The sequence below is a fragment of the Micromonospora ureilytica genome (assembly GCF_015751765.1).
Lineage (GTDB): Bacteria > Actinomycetota > Actinomycetes > Mycobacteriales > Micromonosporaceae > Micromonospora > Micromonospora ureilytica.
This window is the reverse complement of the sequence record NZ_JADOTX010000001.1, coordinates 5,913,523-5,930,210: the sequence shown is the minus strand read 5'-3', so window position 1 is coordinate 5,930,210 and position 16,688 is coordinate 5,913,523. Positions and strand designations below refer to the sequence as shown.

Sequence of the window (16,688 nt, the reverse complement as noted above, 5' to 3'; positions counted from 1 at the left end):
CACCCTACCCAGCGGATGGGGCCGGACCCCGGTCAGGTCAGGGCGAGGGATGACGGCTGGCGGTCAGGCGGCTTCGACGGAGCCGCTGGCACCGGCCGCGACGGCCAGATCAGCGAGATCACGCCAGAGCGCCGCCTCGACCGCCCGCGCGGCCAGCCCGCCGAGCAGCAGTGCCACCACCCGACCGTACGGAGCGGTCGGCACCGCCTCCTGGGTGACGGTGATCGCCGTGCAACCCCGACGGCGGCGGCGGACCGGTCGCAGGCTCCAGGTGATTCGGTAGTCGGCGCCGGCACCGGAGGAACAGAGCACCAGCCGCTGCGGCGCGAGCGCCTCCACCACCAGGAACTCCTCGGTCAGCGTGCCGCCGCCCGGCTGGACGCGCTCCTCGCGCCAGGAGGTGCCCGGCCCGAACGAACCCGGAGTGAGCACCTCGATCGGGCCGGCCGCGGTCAGTCGGGCCGCGCGGCCGGGCAGGTCGGTCAGCAGACGCCAGACATCGACAGCGTGCGCCTCGATGATCCCGGTAATCGCCACCGTCGACATGCCACCCTCCCGTGTCCCCGACGGTACGCGGAGTGAGGGCCGAACGTGGCCCCCGGGACGGAATTTCCACCACCCGGAGGCCACGCTGTCCGATTGGGCGACCGCTCCGGCACCGATCGTCGTCGACAGGTGCCGAAGCGCCGGTCAACGCTCGAAGCGACCGGCCTGAATCGCGCCGATGAACGCCGTCCACCCCGGCGGGCTGACCGCGAGTGTGGGACCGGCCTGGTCCTTGGAGTCGCGGACTCCGACCAGACCATGGACGTCGACCAGGTTGTCCGCCACCTCCACGCAGAGCCCCTGGTCGTTTGAGCGGCTGCTGGTACGCCAGACCGCGCCCGCAAGATCGTGCATCGTCGTTACCTCCGTGTGCGTCGGGATTGCCCCACCGCTGGCGGCCGGGCAGAGCCCGGCTCGGATTGCGCGGTGTAGCAACGGAATCCGGACGCTCAACGGATCAACCTCTGCCGGCGGTCGCACAGCCGGTGCGATCACGGGTCCCGTGCACGAGACGGGCGACGGATGGCGGCTCAGCGGGCCGGACGAACCGTGCCCGATACCTCACCGAGGGCGATGGTGGTGCCGTCCGGGCCGGGGGCGGTGGCCGTGATGGTCACCGTGTCGCCGTCGTTGAGGAAGGTGCGGCTCTCGTCACCCACCTTGACCGGCTCGGCCCCTCCCCAGGTCAGTTCCAGGAAGGACCCGACCTGCCCCCGGTCCGGGCCGGAGACGGTGCCGGAGGCGTACAGGTCGCCGGTACGCAGCGAAGCGCCGTTGACGGTGAGGTGCGCCAACTGCTGTGCGGGAGTCCAGTACATGGTGGCGAACGGGGGCTCGCTGACCTGGTCACCGTTCCACTCGACCGCCAGGCGGAGGTCCAGGCCCAGGTGCGGCACGTCCCGCAGGTAGTCGACCACCGGCGGGTCCTGATCGGGGGCCGGGACGAAGGCGTCGGCGAGCGCGTCCAGCGGCGTCACCCAGGCCGAGACCGAGGTGGCGAACGACTTGCCGAGGAACGGGCCGAGCGGTTGGTACTCCCAGGCCTGGATGTCCCGGGCCGACCAGTCGTTGACCAGCACCACCCCGAACACGTGCTCGGCGAAGTCGTCCACGGAGACCCGATCGCCCAACGCGCTGGGTACGCCCACCACGAAGCCGACTTCGGCCTCGATGTCGAGGCGTACCGATGGGCCGGTGACCGGACCCTCGGCGGAGGCCCGCTGCCCGGTCGGCCGGGTCACCGGCGTACCGGAGACGACCACAGTGCCGGCCCGGCCGTGGTAGCCGATGGGCAGGTGCTTCCAGTTCGGCAGCAGCGGCGGCTGGCCGGGGCGGAAGATCTGCCCGACGTTCGACGCGTGATGAACGGATGAGTAGAAGTCGACGTAGTCGGCAACCTCGATGGGGAGCAGCAGCTCCACGTCGTCGAGGGGCAGCAGCAGCGGCTCCACAGCGTCCCGGTGCGCCGGGTCGGTCAGCAGCTCGGTGATCCGCTGCCGCACCGCCGTCCACTGCGGACGGCCCAGGGCCATGAAGTCGTTGAGCACGGGTCGGCACAGCGTGCCGGCGGCCAGCACCAGCTCGGCGGCCTCCGCCGCGGCTAGGTCGAAGACCCAGGATCCGATCCGCACGCCGATCCGCGACGGACCGCCGTTCTGCCGGAACACCCCGTACGGCAGGTTCGTCACCCCGTACGACGAACCGTCGGCGCCGGTCACCCAGGTCATGCGTCGTAGCCCCCGTTCACCAGCCCAAGCCGGATCAGATCGGTAAGTGGTTCCAGGATGCTGCACGAGCCGAAGCCCACCCACAGGGGCCGGGGCCCGTCCAGTCGTGCCGTCGTCCGCTCCACCAGGGGGCGCGGATCGACAACGGTCAGCAGCTCGGCGACCGAGCGAGCCCCGTCACCGTCGGCGGCGGCCAGGGTCGCGGCCAGCACGTTGGCGTAGCCGTGGTGGGTGAACCCGGTCTCCGGGTCCAGGTGTCGGATCGCCTGGTGCAGCCCGGCGGTGAGCTTGAACGGCAGGCCCCGGTCCCGGCAGGCGCAGATCACCGCGGCCAGCTCGGTCGGCGTGGGGAAGAGTTCGGCGGCCAGGCCGCCGGTGCGGAACTTGGCCGCGATCGGCACCCCGTCGGCCCGCGCGGCGACGAGCGCGTCCAGCGCGCCCATCAGCCCGAAGGTCAGCGGCAGTTCGGCGTAGACGGCCTCCACGTCCGGTAGCGCATCGGTCAACCGCAGCAGATCAGCGATGCCGGGCAGCGGGTCCTCACCGCGCTTGGCGACCGCCACCTCGACCTGACGTGCGGTCACGCCGTCCGGGGCGAGGAACGACAACGCGAACGGCAGGTTCCCGATCCCGGTGTCACCGATCACGCCGACCACCAGGCCCTCGCCCGGGTCGACGAGACCGCTCAGCTCACCGGCCGCCACGTCCGAGGCGGGGATCAGCAGCGGGCCGACCAGGTCGGCGTACCAGGCGGCGCGGTGCTGGCGGTGGGCGGCCAGGGCGTCGTGCAGCGCGGCGCTGCCCGGAGGGAAGACGGCGGCGTCGTCCACCAGGCCGTGGAGGAGTGCTGGCACCTGCGTTGACACGGAACAAGAATGTACGGGACGCTACGAGGAACGGACAACAGCGTCCGATTATCGGACGCCTTCGGCCGGTGAACGGGAACTATCGGGAGGCGAGATGCCGTATTACCGCAGCGTCGGCGAGGTGCCGCGCAAGCGCCACACCCAGTTCCGGCAGCCCGACGGCAGCCTCTACGCCGAGGAGCTGATGGGCCAGGAGGGCTTCTCCTCCGACTCGTCCCTGCTCTACCACCGGTACGCGCCCACCGCGATCCTGGCCGCCGACGAGTTCACCCCGCCCGCGTTCACCCGGGCGCCGAACCTGCCGCTCAAGCCCCGCCACCTGCGCACCCACAAACTGGACACCGGCGGCTCCGACCCCATCCTCGGCCGGCAGTACCTGCTCGCCAACGACGACGTACGCATCGGGTACGTCCTCGCCGACCGGCCCTCACCGCTGTTCCGCGACGCCACCGGCGACCACTGCCTCTACGTCGAGTCGGGCACCCTGCGGGTCGAGTCGCCGTTCGGGGTGCTGGACGCGGTCGCCGGCGACTACATCGTCATCCCCACCTCGACCATCCACCGGCTGGTGCCCACCGGCGACCAGCCCGTCCGGATGCTCGCCGTCGAGGCGTCCGGGCACATCGGCCCGCCCAAGCGCTACCTCTCCGTACGCGGCCAGTTCCTGGAGCACTCGCCGTACTGCGAGCGGGACGTCCGCGGCCCCGACGCCCCGCTGCTCGTCGACGGCGAGGAGGTCGAGGTGCTGGTCCGGCACAGGTCCCGGGCCGCAGGCTCCGGTGGCAGCGGCACTGCTTGGACTCGTCACACTTACGCGCGTCACCCGTTCGATGTGGTCGGCTGGGACGGGCACCTCTACCCGTGGGCGTTCTCCATCCACGACTTCGAGCCGATCACCGGCCGCATCCACCAGCCCCCGCCGGTGCACCAGACCTTCCAGGGGCCCAACTTCGTCATCTGCTCGTTCGTGCCCCGCAAGGTCGACTACCACCCGCAGTCGATCCCGGTGCCGTACAACCACCACAACGTCGACTCCGACGAGATGCTCTTCTACACCGGTGGCAACTACGAGGCGCGGCGCGGCTCCGGCATCGAGCAGGGGTCGATCTCCCTGCACCCGTCCGGTTTCACCCACGGCCCCCAGCCGGGCGCCGCCGAGCGTTCCATCGGCGCGGACTACTTCGACGAACTGGCCGTCATGGTCGACACCTTCCGCCCGCTGGATCTCTGCGACGCCGCCAGCGCCTGCGAAGACGAGGGATACGCCTGGACCTGGGCGCGCTAGCGGATGGCGGTTCGCGTGAAGACGGCGAACTCGGCCACCGCCGTGACGGCGATGGCCAGCACCAGGGGCCACGGGGAGCCGACCATGGCGTACACCAGCAACAGCAGCGGCGCGGCGGCCACGGCGTAGATCGCCAGGGCCATCGCGCGGTCCGCGTGCAGCAGGGCGGGCAGGACGGTCCGGGTCAGCCCCGGCAGCCGGGCTGCGAGCTGCCAGACGACGATCCCGCCGGTGAGCGCGGCGAGCACCGCCAGGATGCGGGAGAACCCGTCGCTCGCCGGCGCCGCGAACGCGACGAGCACCGCCGCCACCAGCGACCAGCCCGCGCCGTAGAGCACCAGGCGGTGCAGCCCGTACGCGAGGGTCCGTGGCGAGTCGATCCGGCTCGGGCTGACCGTCACCGCCTCGGCGACGTGTTCCAACGCCTCCGACCAGCGGCGCTGCTCCAGCCGCATGACACCCACGTCGTGGCCGGCCTCGGCGATCCGCGGGTCGAGCCGCAGCGCCTCCCGGTAGGCCCGCTCGGCCAGGTCGAACAGGTCCAGTCGGGCGGCGACCAGGCTGAGCACCAGGTGCGCCTGCGGCTCCTGCGGGGCCAACTCGACACCGCGCCAGGCAGCGTTCAGCGCCGGCTGACCATTGCGGGTGCCGGCCAGGATCGCCGCCGCGCTCCGCTGGGCGTACGCGTCGGTCGGGCCCAGGGCGAGGATCCGGTCGGCGGTGGCCGCCGACTCGCTGTAGCGCTCCAGATCGGCCAGGGCCATGCCCCTCGCGACCAGCGGCGGCAGGGCCTCCGGTGCGGCGGCCACTGCCGTGTCGGCGGCGCTGAGAGCCTCGGCCGGGCGGTCGGCGGCCAGGTGCACCCGGGCCAGCATGGTGAGCGCGTCCACGTCATCCGGCTGGAGGGCCAACCCGTAGGCCAACTCCCCGGCCGCCTCGTCGTAGCGGCCGAGTTCGGCGAGGAGTTGGGCCCGCTGGACGTAACCGTCGGCGGCGGACTGGTCGGGGGTGGGGTCGCTGGACATCGCGGCGAGCTTAGGCGGCCGGCGCGTCGTACACCAGGGCCACCGCGACCCCGGCCAACCCTTCCTCGCGGCCGGCGAAGCCGAGCCCGTCGGTGGTCGCCGCCGAGACGGTGACCGGGGCGCCGACCGCGGCGGACAGGACCTCCTGCGCCTCCGCACGGCGCCGGCCGATCTTGGGACGGTTGCCGATGACCTGCACGGACACGTTGCCGATCTCCAGGCCGGCGGCCCGCACCCGGCGGGCCGTCTCGGTCAGCAACGCCACCCCGGACGCGCCGGCCCACTCCGGTTGGCCCACCCCGAAGGCGGAACCGAGATCACCGAGGCCGGCGGCGGAGAGCAGCGCGTTGCAGGCGGCGTGGGCCGCCACATCGGCGTCCGAGTGCCCGGCGAGGCCGTCCTGGTCGGGCCAGAGCAGCCCGGCCACCCAGCAGGGCCGGCCCGGCTCGAACGCGTGCACGTCGGTGCCGATGGCCACCCGGGGAACGATCATGATCAGAGGGTACGCGTCAACCGGACGCGGCAAGCAGATGCTCCGCCAGAGCCAGGTCGAACGGACGGGTGATTTTCACTGCGTACTCCGAGCCGGGCACGCAGCTCACCGCGACGCCCTGCTTCTCGACCAGCCCGGCGTCGTCGGTGAGAGAGTCACCGGCGGCGGCGTGTGCGGCGCTGAGCACGGCGCGCCGGAAACCCTGCGGGGTCTGCACCGCGCGCAGGGCGGAACGGTCGACGGTGCCGAGCACCACCTCGTCGGCACCGACTTCCTTGATCGTGTCGACGACCGGCAGCACCGGGATCACCGCGTCGAGCCCGCCACGCACCGCCGCAGCGACGGATTCGACCAGCTCGGGCGGGGTCAGCGCCCGGGCGGCATCGTGCACCAGGACGATCGTCGGGCCGGTGGGCACCGCGGCCAGCGCGGCGGCGACCGACGCCTGCCGTTCCGCACCGCCGGGCACCACGATCACCGGCGCGATCGGGGCCAACAGCTCACGGACGGCCTGCACCTCGGCGGCCGGCGCGGCCACCACGATGGTGTGCACGGAGGGCGCGGCGGCCAGTCGACGCACGGCGTGCACCAACAGCGGCTCACCGGCGAGCAGGCGCAGCGCCTTGGGTCGGCCGGGGCCGAGCCGTACGCCGGCACCCGCCGCAGGCACGAGGACCGCGACGTCACCGCGCGGATTTAGCTGCGCGGTCACGTCGCGGTCCTGTGGTTTCTTCGCTACTTCGTGGGTACGACGATGCTCTGCGGACTAGGCCTCGGTGAGGACCTTGTCGAGCAGCGTCTCCGCCTCGTCCTTGGTGCTCTTTTCCGCCAGCGCGACCTCGCCGACGAGAATGTCGCGGGCCTTGGCGAGCATCCGCTTCTCGCCCGCAGAGAGGCCCCGCTCCCGCTCCCGGCGCCACAGGTCGCGAACGACCTCGGCGACCTTCAGCGGGTTGCCGGAAGCCAGCTTTTCCAGGTTGGCCTTGTAACGCCGCGACCAGTTGGTCGGCTCCTCGGTGTGCGGAGCCCGGAGAACGTCGAAGACCAGGCCGAGGCCCTCTTCGCCGACCACCTCGCGCACGCCCACGATCTCGGCATTCTCGGCGGGCACCCGGACCGTCAGGTCACCCTGCGCGACCCTCAGGACGAGGTATTGCTTAGGCTCGCCCTTGATGACCCGAGTCTCGATTGCCTCGATGAGTGCGGCCCCGTGGTGGGGGTAAACAACGGTCTCGCCGACACTGAAAACCATAGGTTCGAAACCCCTTTCGCTGTGTCTAGGGTAACACGCTCAGGCACCGATGTCTCACCGATGTCCTGACCGTTGGCGCAGCTCAGGGGCCCTGTGAGAGGTCTTGCTTCAGCTTGACAGGCGGTCAAACCGATGGTTCGAACACGCTCCGTAACGCGCAAATGACTGCCCGGTACGGGTGAACAGAACGTCGAGATCAAGGGCTATGCGCTCCTCCCATGGTAGCCCGGCCAGCAGGACTGCGCCCAGATGTAGCGGGAGGAGCCCCTGGTGCGCGACCCTGGAGACACGAGCCGCACTCCGCTCCCGAGACGCTTCCAGGGGGTCCGATGGGCAAGCCGGACGCAGAGGGTCACGGGCCAGCCGACGGCCTGCCCGGCCTCCCGCCCGAATGGGGCCGCGTGGTGGTTCCCGACGACGCCTCCGCACTGGCCGCCGAGGCTGCCCAGATCCGCCGTGAGCTGCGCCGGGCCAGCGGCCTCCCGGGCGGTCCCCGGGCCCTGGGCCTGCCACTGCTGGTCCTGCTGGTGGCCGTCCTCACCACGCTCGCCGGCCTGCTGGTGGTCACCTGGCCCCGAGCCAACCGCGGCACCGACCGTCCGACCCCGGCCCCCTACGCGCCACCCGCGACGCTCGCCGGTCGGGCGCTGCCCGCACTGGACCTGGTCGACGCGGACGACGAGCCCGTGCCACTGCGCGGCCTACTACCCGCCATGATCATTCTGCTGGACGGCTGCCCCTGCCCGGACCGGGTCACCGACGCCCTGGCGGCCGCACCCGCCGGCGTCGCCGTGGTCACCGTCGCCGGAGGCCGGACGGGCCCGGGTGGGCCGACCACCCAGCGGCAGGCTCACGCCCTCGCCGACCCCGCCGGAGGACTGCGCTCGTTCCTGGGCCAACCGGCCCGCCCCGGCGCCGCGGCCGCCCTGCTGGTCGACCGTGCCGGCATCGTGACCCGGGTACTGCCCGACCTGGGCACCAGCGATTCCTACCGGAACGACCTGAGCGCCCTCGCCGCCTGAGCGGCCTGCTAGCGAGGGGGCAGGGCGACGAGCTGCGCCTGAATGTCGATGGGCCGGGCGACGGCCGACAGCGACACCCGGAACGGCCCGGGACCCGGCAGCACCTCGGCATGGGCGATCGTGCCGTCGCAGTCGATGCGCACCGGACCGTTGATCTTGGCTCCGTCGGCCGTAACCGCCATCGTGCCGGGGCGGGTGCACTGGTACTGGAGCAGGTAGCGCGCACCGTCGTTGCCGGCCTGCCGGGTCACTTCCTGGCCAGCAGCGAGGTCCCGCTGCTCCCGCCAGATCGTCTCCTGGAACACGGGCAGGTCACCCGCGGAGAAGAGCACCCGGGGATCGCCCTCGATGTCGGTGATCGAGCCCGTCTCCGGGTCGATCACCAACCGCGAGTCGCTATGCACCCGCAGGACCTCGCCGGTGTTGGGGTCCATCCGCACCGTCAGCCGCTCATCAGGCTCGTCCGGCAGGAGAAAACGTTCAATTGGGGTGCTGACGCTCGGCCCGACCGATGGCACCGCTGCCGACGGGACAGCCGCTCCTGCCGTCGACGCGGGCGCGGCGGCACGCCACCACCAGCCGCCGACGACCAGAACGGCCGCCACAGCACCAAACAGCACCACCGAGCGCAGCCGGTCGTCCGCCGTCGCATCCACCCCCCGAGCGTACCGGCCGGAGGCTCAGTCCTGTCGATCCAGCAGGGCGGCGTACAGGGTGAGACCGGGGCCGAAGGCCAGCATGACGATGCGCCGAGCCGCCGGTGTCGCCCGGCCCAGCCGGTCCAGGATCAGCAGCACGGTCGGCGACGAGCAGTTGCCGTGCTCGTCGAGCGTCGCGCGGGACGCCGCCAACCCCTGCGGAGGCAGCGCCAGCTCCCGCTCGACCACGTTGAGGATCCGCGGCCCACCCGGGTGCACCGCCCAACCGTCCACCTCGGAGCCGGCGACGCCGTGCCGGGCCAACAGGTCGTCGACCAGCCTTTGGACGTGCCTCGACAGCACCTGCGGCACCTTCGACGACAGCCCCATCCGGAACCCCGCGTCGGTGACGTCCCAGGTCATGTGGTCGGCGGTCGAGGTGTCGGTGACGGCGGTGACCTCGCGCACCGCGTACCCCGGGCCGCCCGGCACGACCACGGCCGCGACCGCGGCGTCCGAGAAGAGCGCGTGGGAGACGATCTGCTGGGTGTCCACCCGGGCGCTGGACGGTTGGATGTGCAGGCTGGTCAGCTCCGCGCAGAGCAGTAGCGCCGGACGCCCCCGGGCCGTGACGAAGTCACTCGCCGCGCCGAGCCCCGGCAGCGCCGCGTAACAACCCATGTGGCCGATGAACATCCGCTGGGTGTCCGCGGCCATGCCCAGGTCCCGGGCGAGCAGGATGTCCAGCCCAGGAGTGGCGTACCCCGTGCAGGAGCAGACGATGAACATGCCGATGTCGCCGGCGCTCAGCCCGGCCGCGGTCAACGCGCGACCCACCGCCTCCTTGCCCAGCGGCAGCGCCTCCACCTGGTAGCGGCGCATCCGACGCTCGGTCGGCCAGTCCGAGACGTCCTCCAGCAGGGGGTTGACCGCGGCCTGCCGCCGGGTCACCCCCGAGTTGGCGAAGATTCGCTCGGCCAACGACCGGGTGGTGCCGGAGAAGTGCCGGGAGAAGAAGCCCTCCCACAACTCGTCCTGCGAAGCGGACGGCGGCTGCGCTGTCCCGAGCCCCGCGATCACTGGTACGGACACGATCCCCACCTCTCGTCAGATGCTGTCCTCCCCCTGGCCGTCCCACCAACCACCTCGGCTGGTCTTTCCTCCGTGCGAGCCCGGTGCGGCGGGCTCACCAACGTGGCGCCGATCCGTCACGATCCGGGTCGCCACCCAGCGCGGCGATGCCAAGCCAGTCGGCGCAGACATCCGACGTGGCCGGGTGCAGTGAGCCGCAGCGGGCATCGCGGTAGAGCCGCTCCAGCGGATGACCACGGCGGGTCGCCGAGGTGCCCGCCGCCTCCAGCACCGACGCCGCCACCTCGGCGGCCGTGGTGCCGGCGAGCAGCTTCGCCCGCCACACCCAGCGGTTGGTCTCCTCGTCACCGGGCGCCTCGTCCACCCGGCGGGCTGCCTCCGCCACCACCAGCTGGGCGGCGGCCGTCGCCGCGTCCGCCCGCCCCAGTCGAGCCCGCACCGCCGGCAGACCGGCCAGGTTGCGGGCGTTGAGGTGCTCGGCCGCCGCGTCGATCGCCGCGCGGGCGACCCCCACGTAGACGGCCGCGTAGCTGGCCACCAGCCAGTGCGGCATCAGCTGGGCGACCACCAGCGCCAGCCCCTCCACCCCCCCGAGCAGCCGGTCGGCGGGCACGCTGACGTCCAGGTGCAGGTCGTGGGAGGAGGTGGCGCGCATGCCGAGCGAGTCCCAGGTCGGCTCCACGGTCACCCCGTCACCGGCCGCCACCAGGAACTGCGACACCACCGACTGGTCGACCGCGCTACGCGCCGCCACCAGGTAGCCGTCCGCGTGCCCGGCGCCGGAGCAGAAGGTCTTGCTGCCCTTGAGGTGCCAGCCCCCGTCGGTCGCCTCGTACGCAGTGGTCAGCTGGGACAACCGCGCGCCCGAGCCACGCTCGCTCATCGCGACCGAATACCAGGAGCCCTGCGCCGCCGCGCTGAGCAGCCGGTCGCGGGCGGCCAGCGCCTCGTCCGGCACGCCCAGCGCCTCGGCCAACTCCTCGGTGACCGCGCCCAACGCGCCGGTCACCGAGGCGTGCATGTTGAACACCAGGGCGGTCGCGCCGTTACCCCGGGCAAGCTCGGTGGCCACAGCGGTGTACTCGGCGAAGGTGGCGCCCAGGCCGCCGAGCGCCCGGGGCACCATCAACCCGAACAGGCCGGCCTCTCGCAGGTCGGCGAAGTCGTCCACGGGGAAGGAACCGTCCCGGTCGTGCTCCGCCGCCCGCGCCGCGAATCGTGGCGCCAACCGGCGTGCTGCCTCAAGCGCGTGCACAGTCATCTCGCCCCCTCCTTGGCGTTCCATACCCCGCCACGGCCCGACTATCCTTTGCGGACCCCCCGGCCCTGGTAGAGCACGGCGGTGGACCCGGTCGGCACGATGCGCGGCGCGCGGCCGGCGGGCACCGCGCCGGCCGTTCGGCTCGCGCGGGCACGGCGCAGCAGCCAGGCGAGCATGCCGCCGATCTGCGGACGGATGCCCCGCAGCCGCAGGTCGACACCGTGCCGGGCGCACTCCGCCACCAGTGCCCGGGCGTCCACGAACAACAGTGGATCATGGATGCCGCGCGGGACCGTCGGCAGCCGCTCGGCGATCCGGACCGCGACCAGCCGGGCCAGCGCCGTGTCGTTCAGGGTGTCCAGCACCAGCACACCGCCCGGGCGTAGCAGCCGACACGCCTCGGCCACCGCGCGCGGCCAGGCCGGCACGTGCTCCAGCAACTCGCCCGCGGAGACCACATCGGCGCAGCCGTCGGGCAGCGGGACGGCTGTGGCATCACCCTGGACCACGCGCACCCCGTGGTCGGCCGCCTGAACGAGCGCCGACCGGGTCAGGTCCACCCCCACGTGGCGGTAGCCCTTGCCGACGAGGTGCGGCGCGAGCAGGCCCGCGCCGCAGCCCAGGTCGACGAGCAACGCGTCCAGACGGGTGGCCGGCGGCACCAGTGCCGCACGGGCCTCCGCCAGCCAGTGCAACATCGCGAACGCCCCATCCGGCCGCCACCACTCACCGGCCAGATCGTCGTACTGACGCGGATCGTTTCGCGGCAACACCCTCGGACCGGTGGCCGCCCCGGCCGCAGCCACGTCTCGCATGGGACCGAGCGTGGCACGACTGCTCGGTAACGACCAGACTTCCCTTATGTCGTCGAGGGTGTTAGGGCTGGTCAGAGCGAGCCATCCGGAACCGGGCGCAGCGGTGACCACGGTGGCCGGTCTGCTGGCGTGGGGCGTGGGCCACCGGCCGGCCGGAATCGTCTCGGTGGTGCTCGCCGTGCTGGCCAGCCAACTCGCCGTCGGCTGGACCAACGACGCGCTGGACGCCGAACGGGACGCCACTGTGGGGCGTACCGACAAACCGGTCGCCAGTGGCGCGGTCGGTCGACGCGCCACCGCCTGGGCCGCCGCGGTGGCCGCGGTGGCCTGCCCTCTGCTGGCGCTGACCACGAACCCGGCGGCGGCGTTCTGGCTGACGCTCGCCCTGGTCTCCGCCCTGCTCTACGACTGGCCGCTCAAGGCCACCGCGTTCTCCGTGCTGCCCTACGCCGTGTCGTTCGGCGCGCTGCCCGCCTTCGTGGTGCTGGCACTGCCCGGTCAGCCGACCCCGCCGGTCTGGCTGGTTGCGGCGGCGGCCTGCCTGGGTGCCGGCGCGCACTTCGCCAACGTGCTGCCCGACCTGGCCGACGACGCTCGCACCGGCGTGCGCGGCCTGCCCCACCGGCTGGGCGCCGCCGGCAGCCGGGTGGCCGCGGCGGGTCTCCTCCTCGCGGCGACCGCGGCCCTGGTCCTCGGACCACCCGGGCCGCCGTCGGCCATCGGCTGGGCGGCGGTCGGCGCGGCCGCCGTGGTGCCGCCACTGAGCTGGTACGCCGAGCGCTCGGCGATCCGGGCCGGCCGGCGGCCGGTGGCGGCCTTCCGCGCGGTGATGCTGGTGGCCCTCATCGACGTGGTTCTGCTGGTGGCGAGCGGTCGGGTGGTGTGAACGCCACCCGGGCAGGTGGCATTGCCGGGTCCGCGTGCGGACCTCGATCAGCCCCAACTACCCTGGAGCGCGGTCTGCGCGGGTATGGCCACCGTGCCCGGCGTACGGCCCGGGTGGGGATTGTGACGAGGAGGACCGACGTGACGCGCTCGATCAGGGGATCCCGGCGGGCGGCCCTGTTGCTGTCCGGGATTGCGGCGGCCAGCCTGCTGGCTTCCGGATGCGGCACCGGTCAGATCGCCGAGACCGCGTTGAAGGAGCCGTCGGTCCAGGGCGTCAACCTCACGACCAACAACGGTTCGTTCTCCGTGCGGGGCCTGCTCGTGGACTTCCCGGGCACCGAGGGCTACAAGGCCGGCCAGGACGCGGGGCTCGGCGCCGTGATCTACAACGACTCGAAGGAGACGGTGACTGTCACCGTCACCACGGAGAGCGCGCGCGAGGTGGTGATCAGCGGCGGCTCGGCGAGCCCGTCGCCGTCCGCCTCGGAGTCCGCCTCCATGAGCCCGTCGCCGTCCGGTTCGGCCAGCCCGTCGGACTCGACGTCCGGTTCGCCGAGCCCGTCGGTGACGCCCTCGGAGACCGGGTCGTCCTCGGCCACCCCGTCTGCCCCGGAGTCGGCGCGGGCGTCCGGTTCGGCCAGCCCCTCCGTCCCGGGCCAGCCGGCGCGTATCGAGCTGGCGCCGTTGAGCTACATCCAGTTCAACTCCGAGGCCACCACGCAGCTCCGGCTGATCGGCCTGACCGAGGCGCTGCGCTCCGGCCAGAACGTCGTCGTGACCTTCGACTTCGGCAACGGCAACACGGTCACCGGCCAGGCCCCGGTCGCGGTGCCGCTCACCCCGGCGGCCCCTCCGTCGCCGATCATCGAGCGCGAGGGCGGCTACGAGGGCGACGAGGGCGGCACGACCCACGAGTGACCCGACAGGCACATCGACAAACACCCCGGCGTGGTGACCACCACGCCGGGGTGTTTTCGTCGTACGCGAGGGCTAGCGTCCTGATGTGACCACCTCCCGATCGACCCCTCCGCGTGGCGGCACGGCCGGTGCCGCCCGTGGTCGGTCCGCCGCCCGCGAGCCGCGTCCCGCCTACCAGTGCGACGCCTGCGGGCACCAGCCGCCCAAGTGGGTGGGGCGCTGCCCCGAGTGCGGCGAGTGGGGAGCGGTGGTCGAGCACACCGTCACCGGTCCGACCGTCTCCGGTCGGGTGGTCAGCTCCCGGATGCCGTCCGAGCCGGCCCGACCGATCGCCACCATCAGCGCCGCCCCGGCCCGCGCCGTGCCCACCGGGGTGAGCGAGCTCGACCGGGTGCTCGGCGGCGGCCTGGTCCCCGGTGCCGTGGTGCTGCTCGCCGGCGAGCCCGGTGTCGGCAAGTCGACCCTCCTGCTCGATGTGGCGCAGCATTGGGCGGTCGGTGCCGGCAGCCCTTCGCTCGTGGTCAGCGGCGAAGAATCGGTCAGTCAGGTGCGCCTGCGCGCCGAGCGGATGGGCACCCTGCACGAGCAGCTCTACCTCGCTGCGGAGAGCGACCTGGCCTCGGTGCTCGGTCACCTCGACGCGGTCAAGCCGGGCCTGTTGGTGCTCGACTCGGTGCAGACCATCTCGACCACCGGCACCGAGGGGGTGCCCGGTGGGGTGACCCAGGTCCGCGCGGTCACCGCCGCGCTGGTCTCGGTCGCCAAGGAGCGAGGCATCGCGACAGTGCTGGTCGGGCACGTCACCAAGGACGGCCAGGTGGCCGGGCCTCGGGTGCTGGAGCACCTGGTCGACGTGGTGCTGCACTTCGAGGGCGACAAGCACTCGTCGCTGCGCCTGGTGCGCGGCGTGAAGAACAGGTTCGGCGCGGCCGACGAGGTCGGCTGCTTCGAGATGCACGAGGGCGGCATCAGCAGCCTGGCCGACCCGTCCGGGCTGTTCCTGACCCGCTACGCGGAGCCGGTCCCGGGCACCTGCGTGACAGTGGCCATGGAGGGGCGGCGGGCCCTGGTCACCGAGGTGCAGGCTCTGATCGGCGCGACAGTGGCGGGCTCTCCCCGACGCACCGTCTCCGGCCTCGACTCGGCGCGACTGGCGATGGTGCTCGCGGTGCTGCAACGGCGCACCGAGCGGCTGACCCTGCACGACCGGGAGGTCTTCGCCGCCACCGTGGGCGGGATCCGGGTGGTGGAGCCGGCCGCCGACCTGGCGGTGGCCCTGGCGGTCGCCTCCGGCGGGCTCAACCTGGCGATCGCGCCGCACCTGGTGGCGATCGGTGAGGTGGGGCTGACCGGCGAGGTGCGTCGGGTCGGGGCGGTGCCGCGCCGGCTGGCCGAGGCGGCCCGACTCGGGTTCAAGATGGCCCTGGTGCCACCCGGCTGCGGCCCGGCCAGCACCGGTGCCGGCCCCGAGCAGATGCGGGTGACCGAGGTCACCGACGTCCGTTCGGCGCTCCACCATGCGGCCCGTGCGTCCGCCGAGTGACCCACCGTGCCGACGAGGGCGGCGAAACCGGACAGCGCGTCGCAAGCGGGAAACGGGGAAGAGGGCGGCATCGTGACACATCACAGTAACCACGACAGCACCCACCGCACGGCAGTCCGTAGACTGTGCCCGTGCCGATCGACCGCGATACCACCAAGCCAGCCGGCGCGCCGCCCCAGGCCCGCACCGGCGCCGTGGGCTCGCCCGCCCGCCCGATCAGCGTGAGCGTGACTGCGGGAGCCACCGGGAGTGCCGGAGATCCGCTGCGGGCGAATCTCGCCCTGATGGCCCCGGGCACCGCCTTGCGCGACGGTCTGGAGCGCATCCTGCGGGGTCGCACGGGTGCGCTCATCGTGCTCGGCTACGACAAGGTGGTCGAGGGCCTGTGCACCGGCGGCTTCCCGTTGGACGTGGAGTTCTCCGCGACCCGGGTGCGTGAGCTGTGCAAGATGGACGGCGCTGTGGTGCTCTCCAGCGACGGCACCAGGATCGTCCGGGCGGCCGTGCACCTGATGCCCGACCCGTCCATCCCGACCGAGGAGTCCGGCACCCGGCACCGCACCGCCGAGCGGGTGGCCCGCCAGACCGGCTATCCGGTCATTTCGGTCAGCCAGTCCATGCGGATCATCAGCCTCTACGTCAACGGCCAACGGCACGTGCTCGACGACTCGGCGGCCATCCTCTCCCGCGCCAACCAGGCGCTCGCCACCCTGGAGCGCTACAAGCTCCGGCTCGACGAGGTCTCCGGCACGCTCTCCGCCCTGGAGATCGAGGATCTGGTCACCGTGCGGGACGCGGTGGCCGTGGTGCAGCGACTGGAGATGGTTCGCCGCATCGCCGACGAGATCGCCGGTTACGTGGTGGAGCTGGGCACCGACGGCCGCCTGCTCGCCCTGCAACTCGACGAGCTGATGGCCGGCGTGGACGCCGACCGGACCCTGGTCATCCGGGACTACCTCCCCGTCGGCCGCAAGTCGCGCACCCTCGACGAGGCTCTCGTCGAGCTGGACCTGCTCGGCGCCACCGAGCTGATCGACCTGGTGTCGGTGGCCAAGGCGATCGGCTACCCGGCCGCGTCCGACGCCCTCGACGCCGCGGTCAGTCCGCGCGGCTTCCGACTGCTGGCCAAGGTGCCCCGGCTACCGGTGGCGGTGGTCGACCGCCTGGTGCTGCACTTCGGCAGCCTCCAGCGTCTGCTCGGCGCGACAGTGGAGGACCTGCAGGCCGTCGAAGGGGTCGGTGACGCCCGGGCCCGCGGCGTTCGCGAGGGGCTGTCCCGGCTCGCCGAGGCATCCATCCTGGAACGCTACGTCTGAC

General features: G+C 72.7%; 18 protein-coding genes. 6 read left to right on the top strand and 12 right to left on the bottom strand.

The window, feature by feature from the left end:
• Positions 1-63 precede the first annotated feature (63 nt).
• From IW248_RS27115 to IW248_RS27100, 4 genes are all read right to left on the bottom strand, one after another.
• Positions 64-546, bottom strand: a complete 483-nt coding sequence (locus tag IW248_RS27115) for an SRPBCC family protein (protein ID WP_196929204.1) — start codon at positions 544-546, stop codon at positions 64-66.
• Positions 547-690: 144 nt separating this feature from the next.
• The gene (locus tag IW248_RS27110; RefSeq protein ID WP_196929203.1) at positions 691-900 is read right to left on the bottom strand and encodes a DUF397 domain-containing protein; all 210 of its coding nucleotides are present in this window, start codon (positions 898-900) and stop codon (positions 691-693) included.
• A gap of 176 nt (positions 901-1,076) precedes the next feature.
• The gene (gene fahA, locus IW248_RS27105) at positions 1,077-2,273 is read right to left on the bottom strand and encodes a fumarylacetoacetase (RefSeq protein WP_196929202.1); all 1,197 of its coding nucleotides are present in this window, start codon (positions 2,271-2,273) and stop codon (positions 1,077-1,079) included.
• On the bottom strand, positions 2,270-3,139 hold the full coding sequence (locus IW248_RS27100; RefSeq protein ID WP_124818968.1) for a hypothetical protein: 870 nt from the start codon (positions 3,137-3,139) through the stop codon (positions 2,270-2,272). Before IW248_RS27100 ends, fahA begins: the two co-directional genes overlap by 4 nt.
• Positions 3,140-3,233: 94 nt before the next feature.
• Between IW248_RS27100 and IW248_RS27095 the strand changes: the two genes are divergently transcribed.
• A complete protein-coding gene (locus IW248_RS27095; RefSeq protein WP_196929201.1) occupies positions 3,234-4,424 on the top strand; it encodes a homogentisate 1,2-dioxygenase in 1,191 nt (396 codons plus the stop codon).
• Here the strand turns inward: IW248_RS27095 and IW248_RS27090 are convergent.
• Genes IW248_RS27090 through IW248_RS27075 form a run of 4 tightly spaced genes read right to left on the bottom strand, consistent with a single transcriptional unit; the run spans position 4,421 to position 7,194 of the window.
• The gene (locus IW248_RS27090) at positions 4,421-5,449 is read right to left on the bottom strand and encodes a tetratricopeptide repeat protein (RefSeq protein ID WP_196929200.1); all 1,029 of its coding nucleotides are present in this window, start codon (positions 5,447-5,449) and stop codon (positions 4,421-4,423) included. The two genes, IW248_RS27095 and IW248_RS27090, sit on opposite strands and share 4 nt — an antisense overlap.
• Positions 5,450-5,459: 10 nt before the next feature.
• A complete protein-coding gene (gene ispF, locus IW248_RS27085; RefSeq protein WP_196924679.1) occupies positions 5,460-5,945 on the bottom strand; it encodes a 2-C-methyl-D-erythritol 2,4-cyclodiphosphate synthase in 486 nt (161 codons plus the stop codon).
• 13 nt (positions 5,946-5,958) lie between these two features.
• Positions 5,959-6,654 (bottom strand): 2-C-methyl-D-erythritol 4-phosphate cytidylyltransferase, encoded by a 696-nt coding sequence (gene ispD / locus IW248_RS27080; protein ID WP_196929199.1) that lies wholly within the window; start codon positions 6,652-6,654, stop codon positions 5,959-5,961.
• A gap of 54 nt (positions 6,655-6,708) precedes the next feature.
• On the bottom strand, positions 6,709-7,194 hold the full coding sequence (locus IW248_RS27075) for a CarD family transcriptional regulator (protein WP_196929198.1): 486 nt from the start codon (positions 7,192-7,194) through the stop codon (positions 6,709-6,711).
• 329 nt (positions 7,195-7,523) lie between these two features.
• Here IW248_RS27075 and IW248_RS27070 point away from each other — a divergent pair, with 329 nt between their 5' ends.
• On the top strand, positions 7,524-8,216 hold the full coding sequence (locus tag IW248_RS27070; protein WP_196929197.1) for a hypothetical protein: 693 nt from the start codon (positions 7,524-7,526) through the stop codon (positions 8,214-8,216).
• 8 nt (positions 8,217-8,224) lie between these two features.
• Here the strand turns inward: IW248_RS27070 and IW248_RS27065 are convergent, their stop codons facing one another.
• The 4 genes from IW248_RS27065 to IW248_RS27050 form a co-directional block, all read right to left on the bottom strand.
• A complete protein-coding gene (locus IW248_RS27065; RefSeq protein WP_196929196.1) occupies positions 8,225-8,872 on the bottom strand; it encodes a hypothetical protein in 648 nt (215 codons plus the stop codon).
• 24 nt (positions 8,873-8,896) lie between these two features.
• Complete coding sequence (locus IW248_RS27060; RefSeq protein WP_196929195.1) at positions 8,897-9,946, bottom strand: type III polyketide synthase; 1,050 nt, start codon at positions 9,944-9,946, stop codon at positions 8,897-8,899.
• Positions 9,947-10,040: 94 nt separating this feature from the next.
• On the bottom strand, positions 10,041-11,207 hold the full coding sequence (locus IW248_RS27055) for an acyl-CoA dehydrogenase family protein (RefSeq protein WP_124818984.1): 1,167 nt from the start codon (positions 11,205-11,207) through the stop codon (positions 10,041-10,043).
• 41 nt (positions 11,208-11,248) lie between these two features.
• Positions 11,249-12,022: a class I SAM-dependent methyltransferase gene (locus IW248_RS27050; RefSeq protein ID WP_196929194.1), complete on the bottom strand. Its 774-nt coding sequence runs from the start codon at positions 12,020-12,022 to the stop codon at positions 11,249-11,251.
• On the opposite strand from IW248_RS27050, the gene IW248_RS27045 reads away from it, so the two are divergent.
• From IW248_RS27045 to disA, 4 genes are all read left to right on the top strand, one after another.
• The gene (locus tag IW248_RS27045; protein ID WP_231396454.1) at positions 12,021-12,908 is read left to right on the top strand and encodes a UbiA family prenyltransferase; all 888 of its coding nucleotides are present in this window, start codon (positions 12,021-12,023) and stop codon (positions 12,906-12,908) included. The genes IW248_RS27050 and IW248_RS27045 overlap by 2 nt on opposite strands.
• Positions 12,909-13,048: 140 nt before the next feature.
• Positions 13,049-13,828 (top strand): hypothetical protein, encoded by a 780-nt coding sequence (locus IW248_RS27040; protein WP_196929192.1) that lies wholly within the window; start codon positions 13,049-13,051, stop codon positions 13,826-13,828.
• 85 nt (positions 13,829-13,913) lie between these two features.
• A complete protein-coding gene (gene radA, locus IW248_RS27035) occupies positions 13,914-15,371 on the top strand; it encodes a DNA repair protein RadA (RefSeq protein ID WP_196929191.1) in 1,458 nt (485 codons plus the stop codon).
• 131 nt (positions 15,372-15,502) lie between these two features.
• Positions 15,503-16,687 carry a DNA integrity scanning diadenylate cyclase DisA gene (gene disA, locus IW248_RS27030; protein WP_124818993.1) on the top strand — a complete coding sequence of 395 codons (1,185 nt, stop codon included), beginning with the start codon at positions 15,503-15,505 and terminating at the stop codon, positions 16,685-16,687.
• Position 16,688 lies beyond the last annotated feature (1 nt).

Excerpts from the sequence above, each read along its gene's own strand:
- IW248_RS27115 (WP_196929204.1), bottom strand. The coding sequence starts at position 546 with ATGTCGACGGTGGCGATTACCGGGATCATCGAGGCGCACGCTGTCGAT.
- IW248_RS27110 (WP_196929203.1), bottom strand. The coding sequence starts at position 900 with ATGCACGATCTTGCGGGCGCGGTCTGGCGTACCAGCAGCCGCTCAAAC.
- fahA (WP_196929202.1), bottom strand. The coding sequence starts at position 2,273 with ATGACCTGGGTGACCGGCGCCGACGGTTCGTCGTACGGGGTGACGAAC.
- IW248_RS27095 (WP_196929201.1), top strand. The coding sequence starts at position 3,234 with ATGCCGTATTACCGCAGCGTCGGCGAGGTGCCGCGCAAGCGCCACACC.
- IW248_RS27090 (WP_196929200.1), bottom strand. The coding sequence starts at position 5,449 with ATGTCCAGCGACCCCACCCCCGACCAGTCCGCCGCCGACGGTTACGTC.
- IW248_RS27075 (WP_196929198.1), bottom strand. The coding sequence starts at position 7,194 with ATGGTTTTCAGTGTCGGCGAGACCGTTGTTTACCCCCACCACGGGGCC.
- IW248_RS27070 (WP_196929197.1), top strand. The coding sequence starts at position 7,524 with ATGGGCAAGCCGGACGCAGAGGGTCACGGGCCAGCCGACGGCCTGCCC.
- IW248_RS27055 (WP_124818984.1), bottom strand. The coding sequence starts at position 11,207 with ATGACTGTGCACGCGCTTGAGGCAGCACGCCGGTTGGCGCCACGATTC.
- IW248_RS27045 (WP_231396454.1), top strand. The coding sequence starts at position 12,021 with ATGGGACCGAGCGTGGCACGACTGCTCGGTAACGACCAGACTTCCCTT.
- IW248_RS27050 (WP_196929194.1), bottom strand. The coding sequence starts at position 12,022 with ATGCGAGACGTGGCTGCGGCCGGGGCGGCCACCGGTCCGAGGGTGTTG.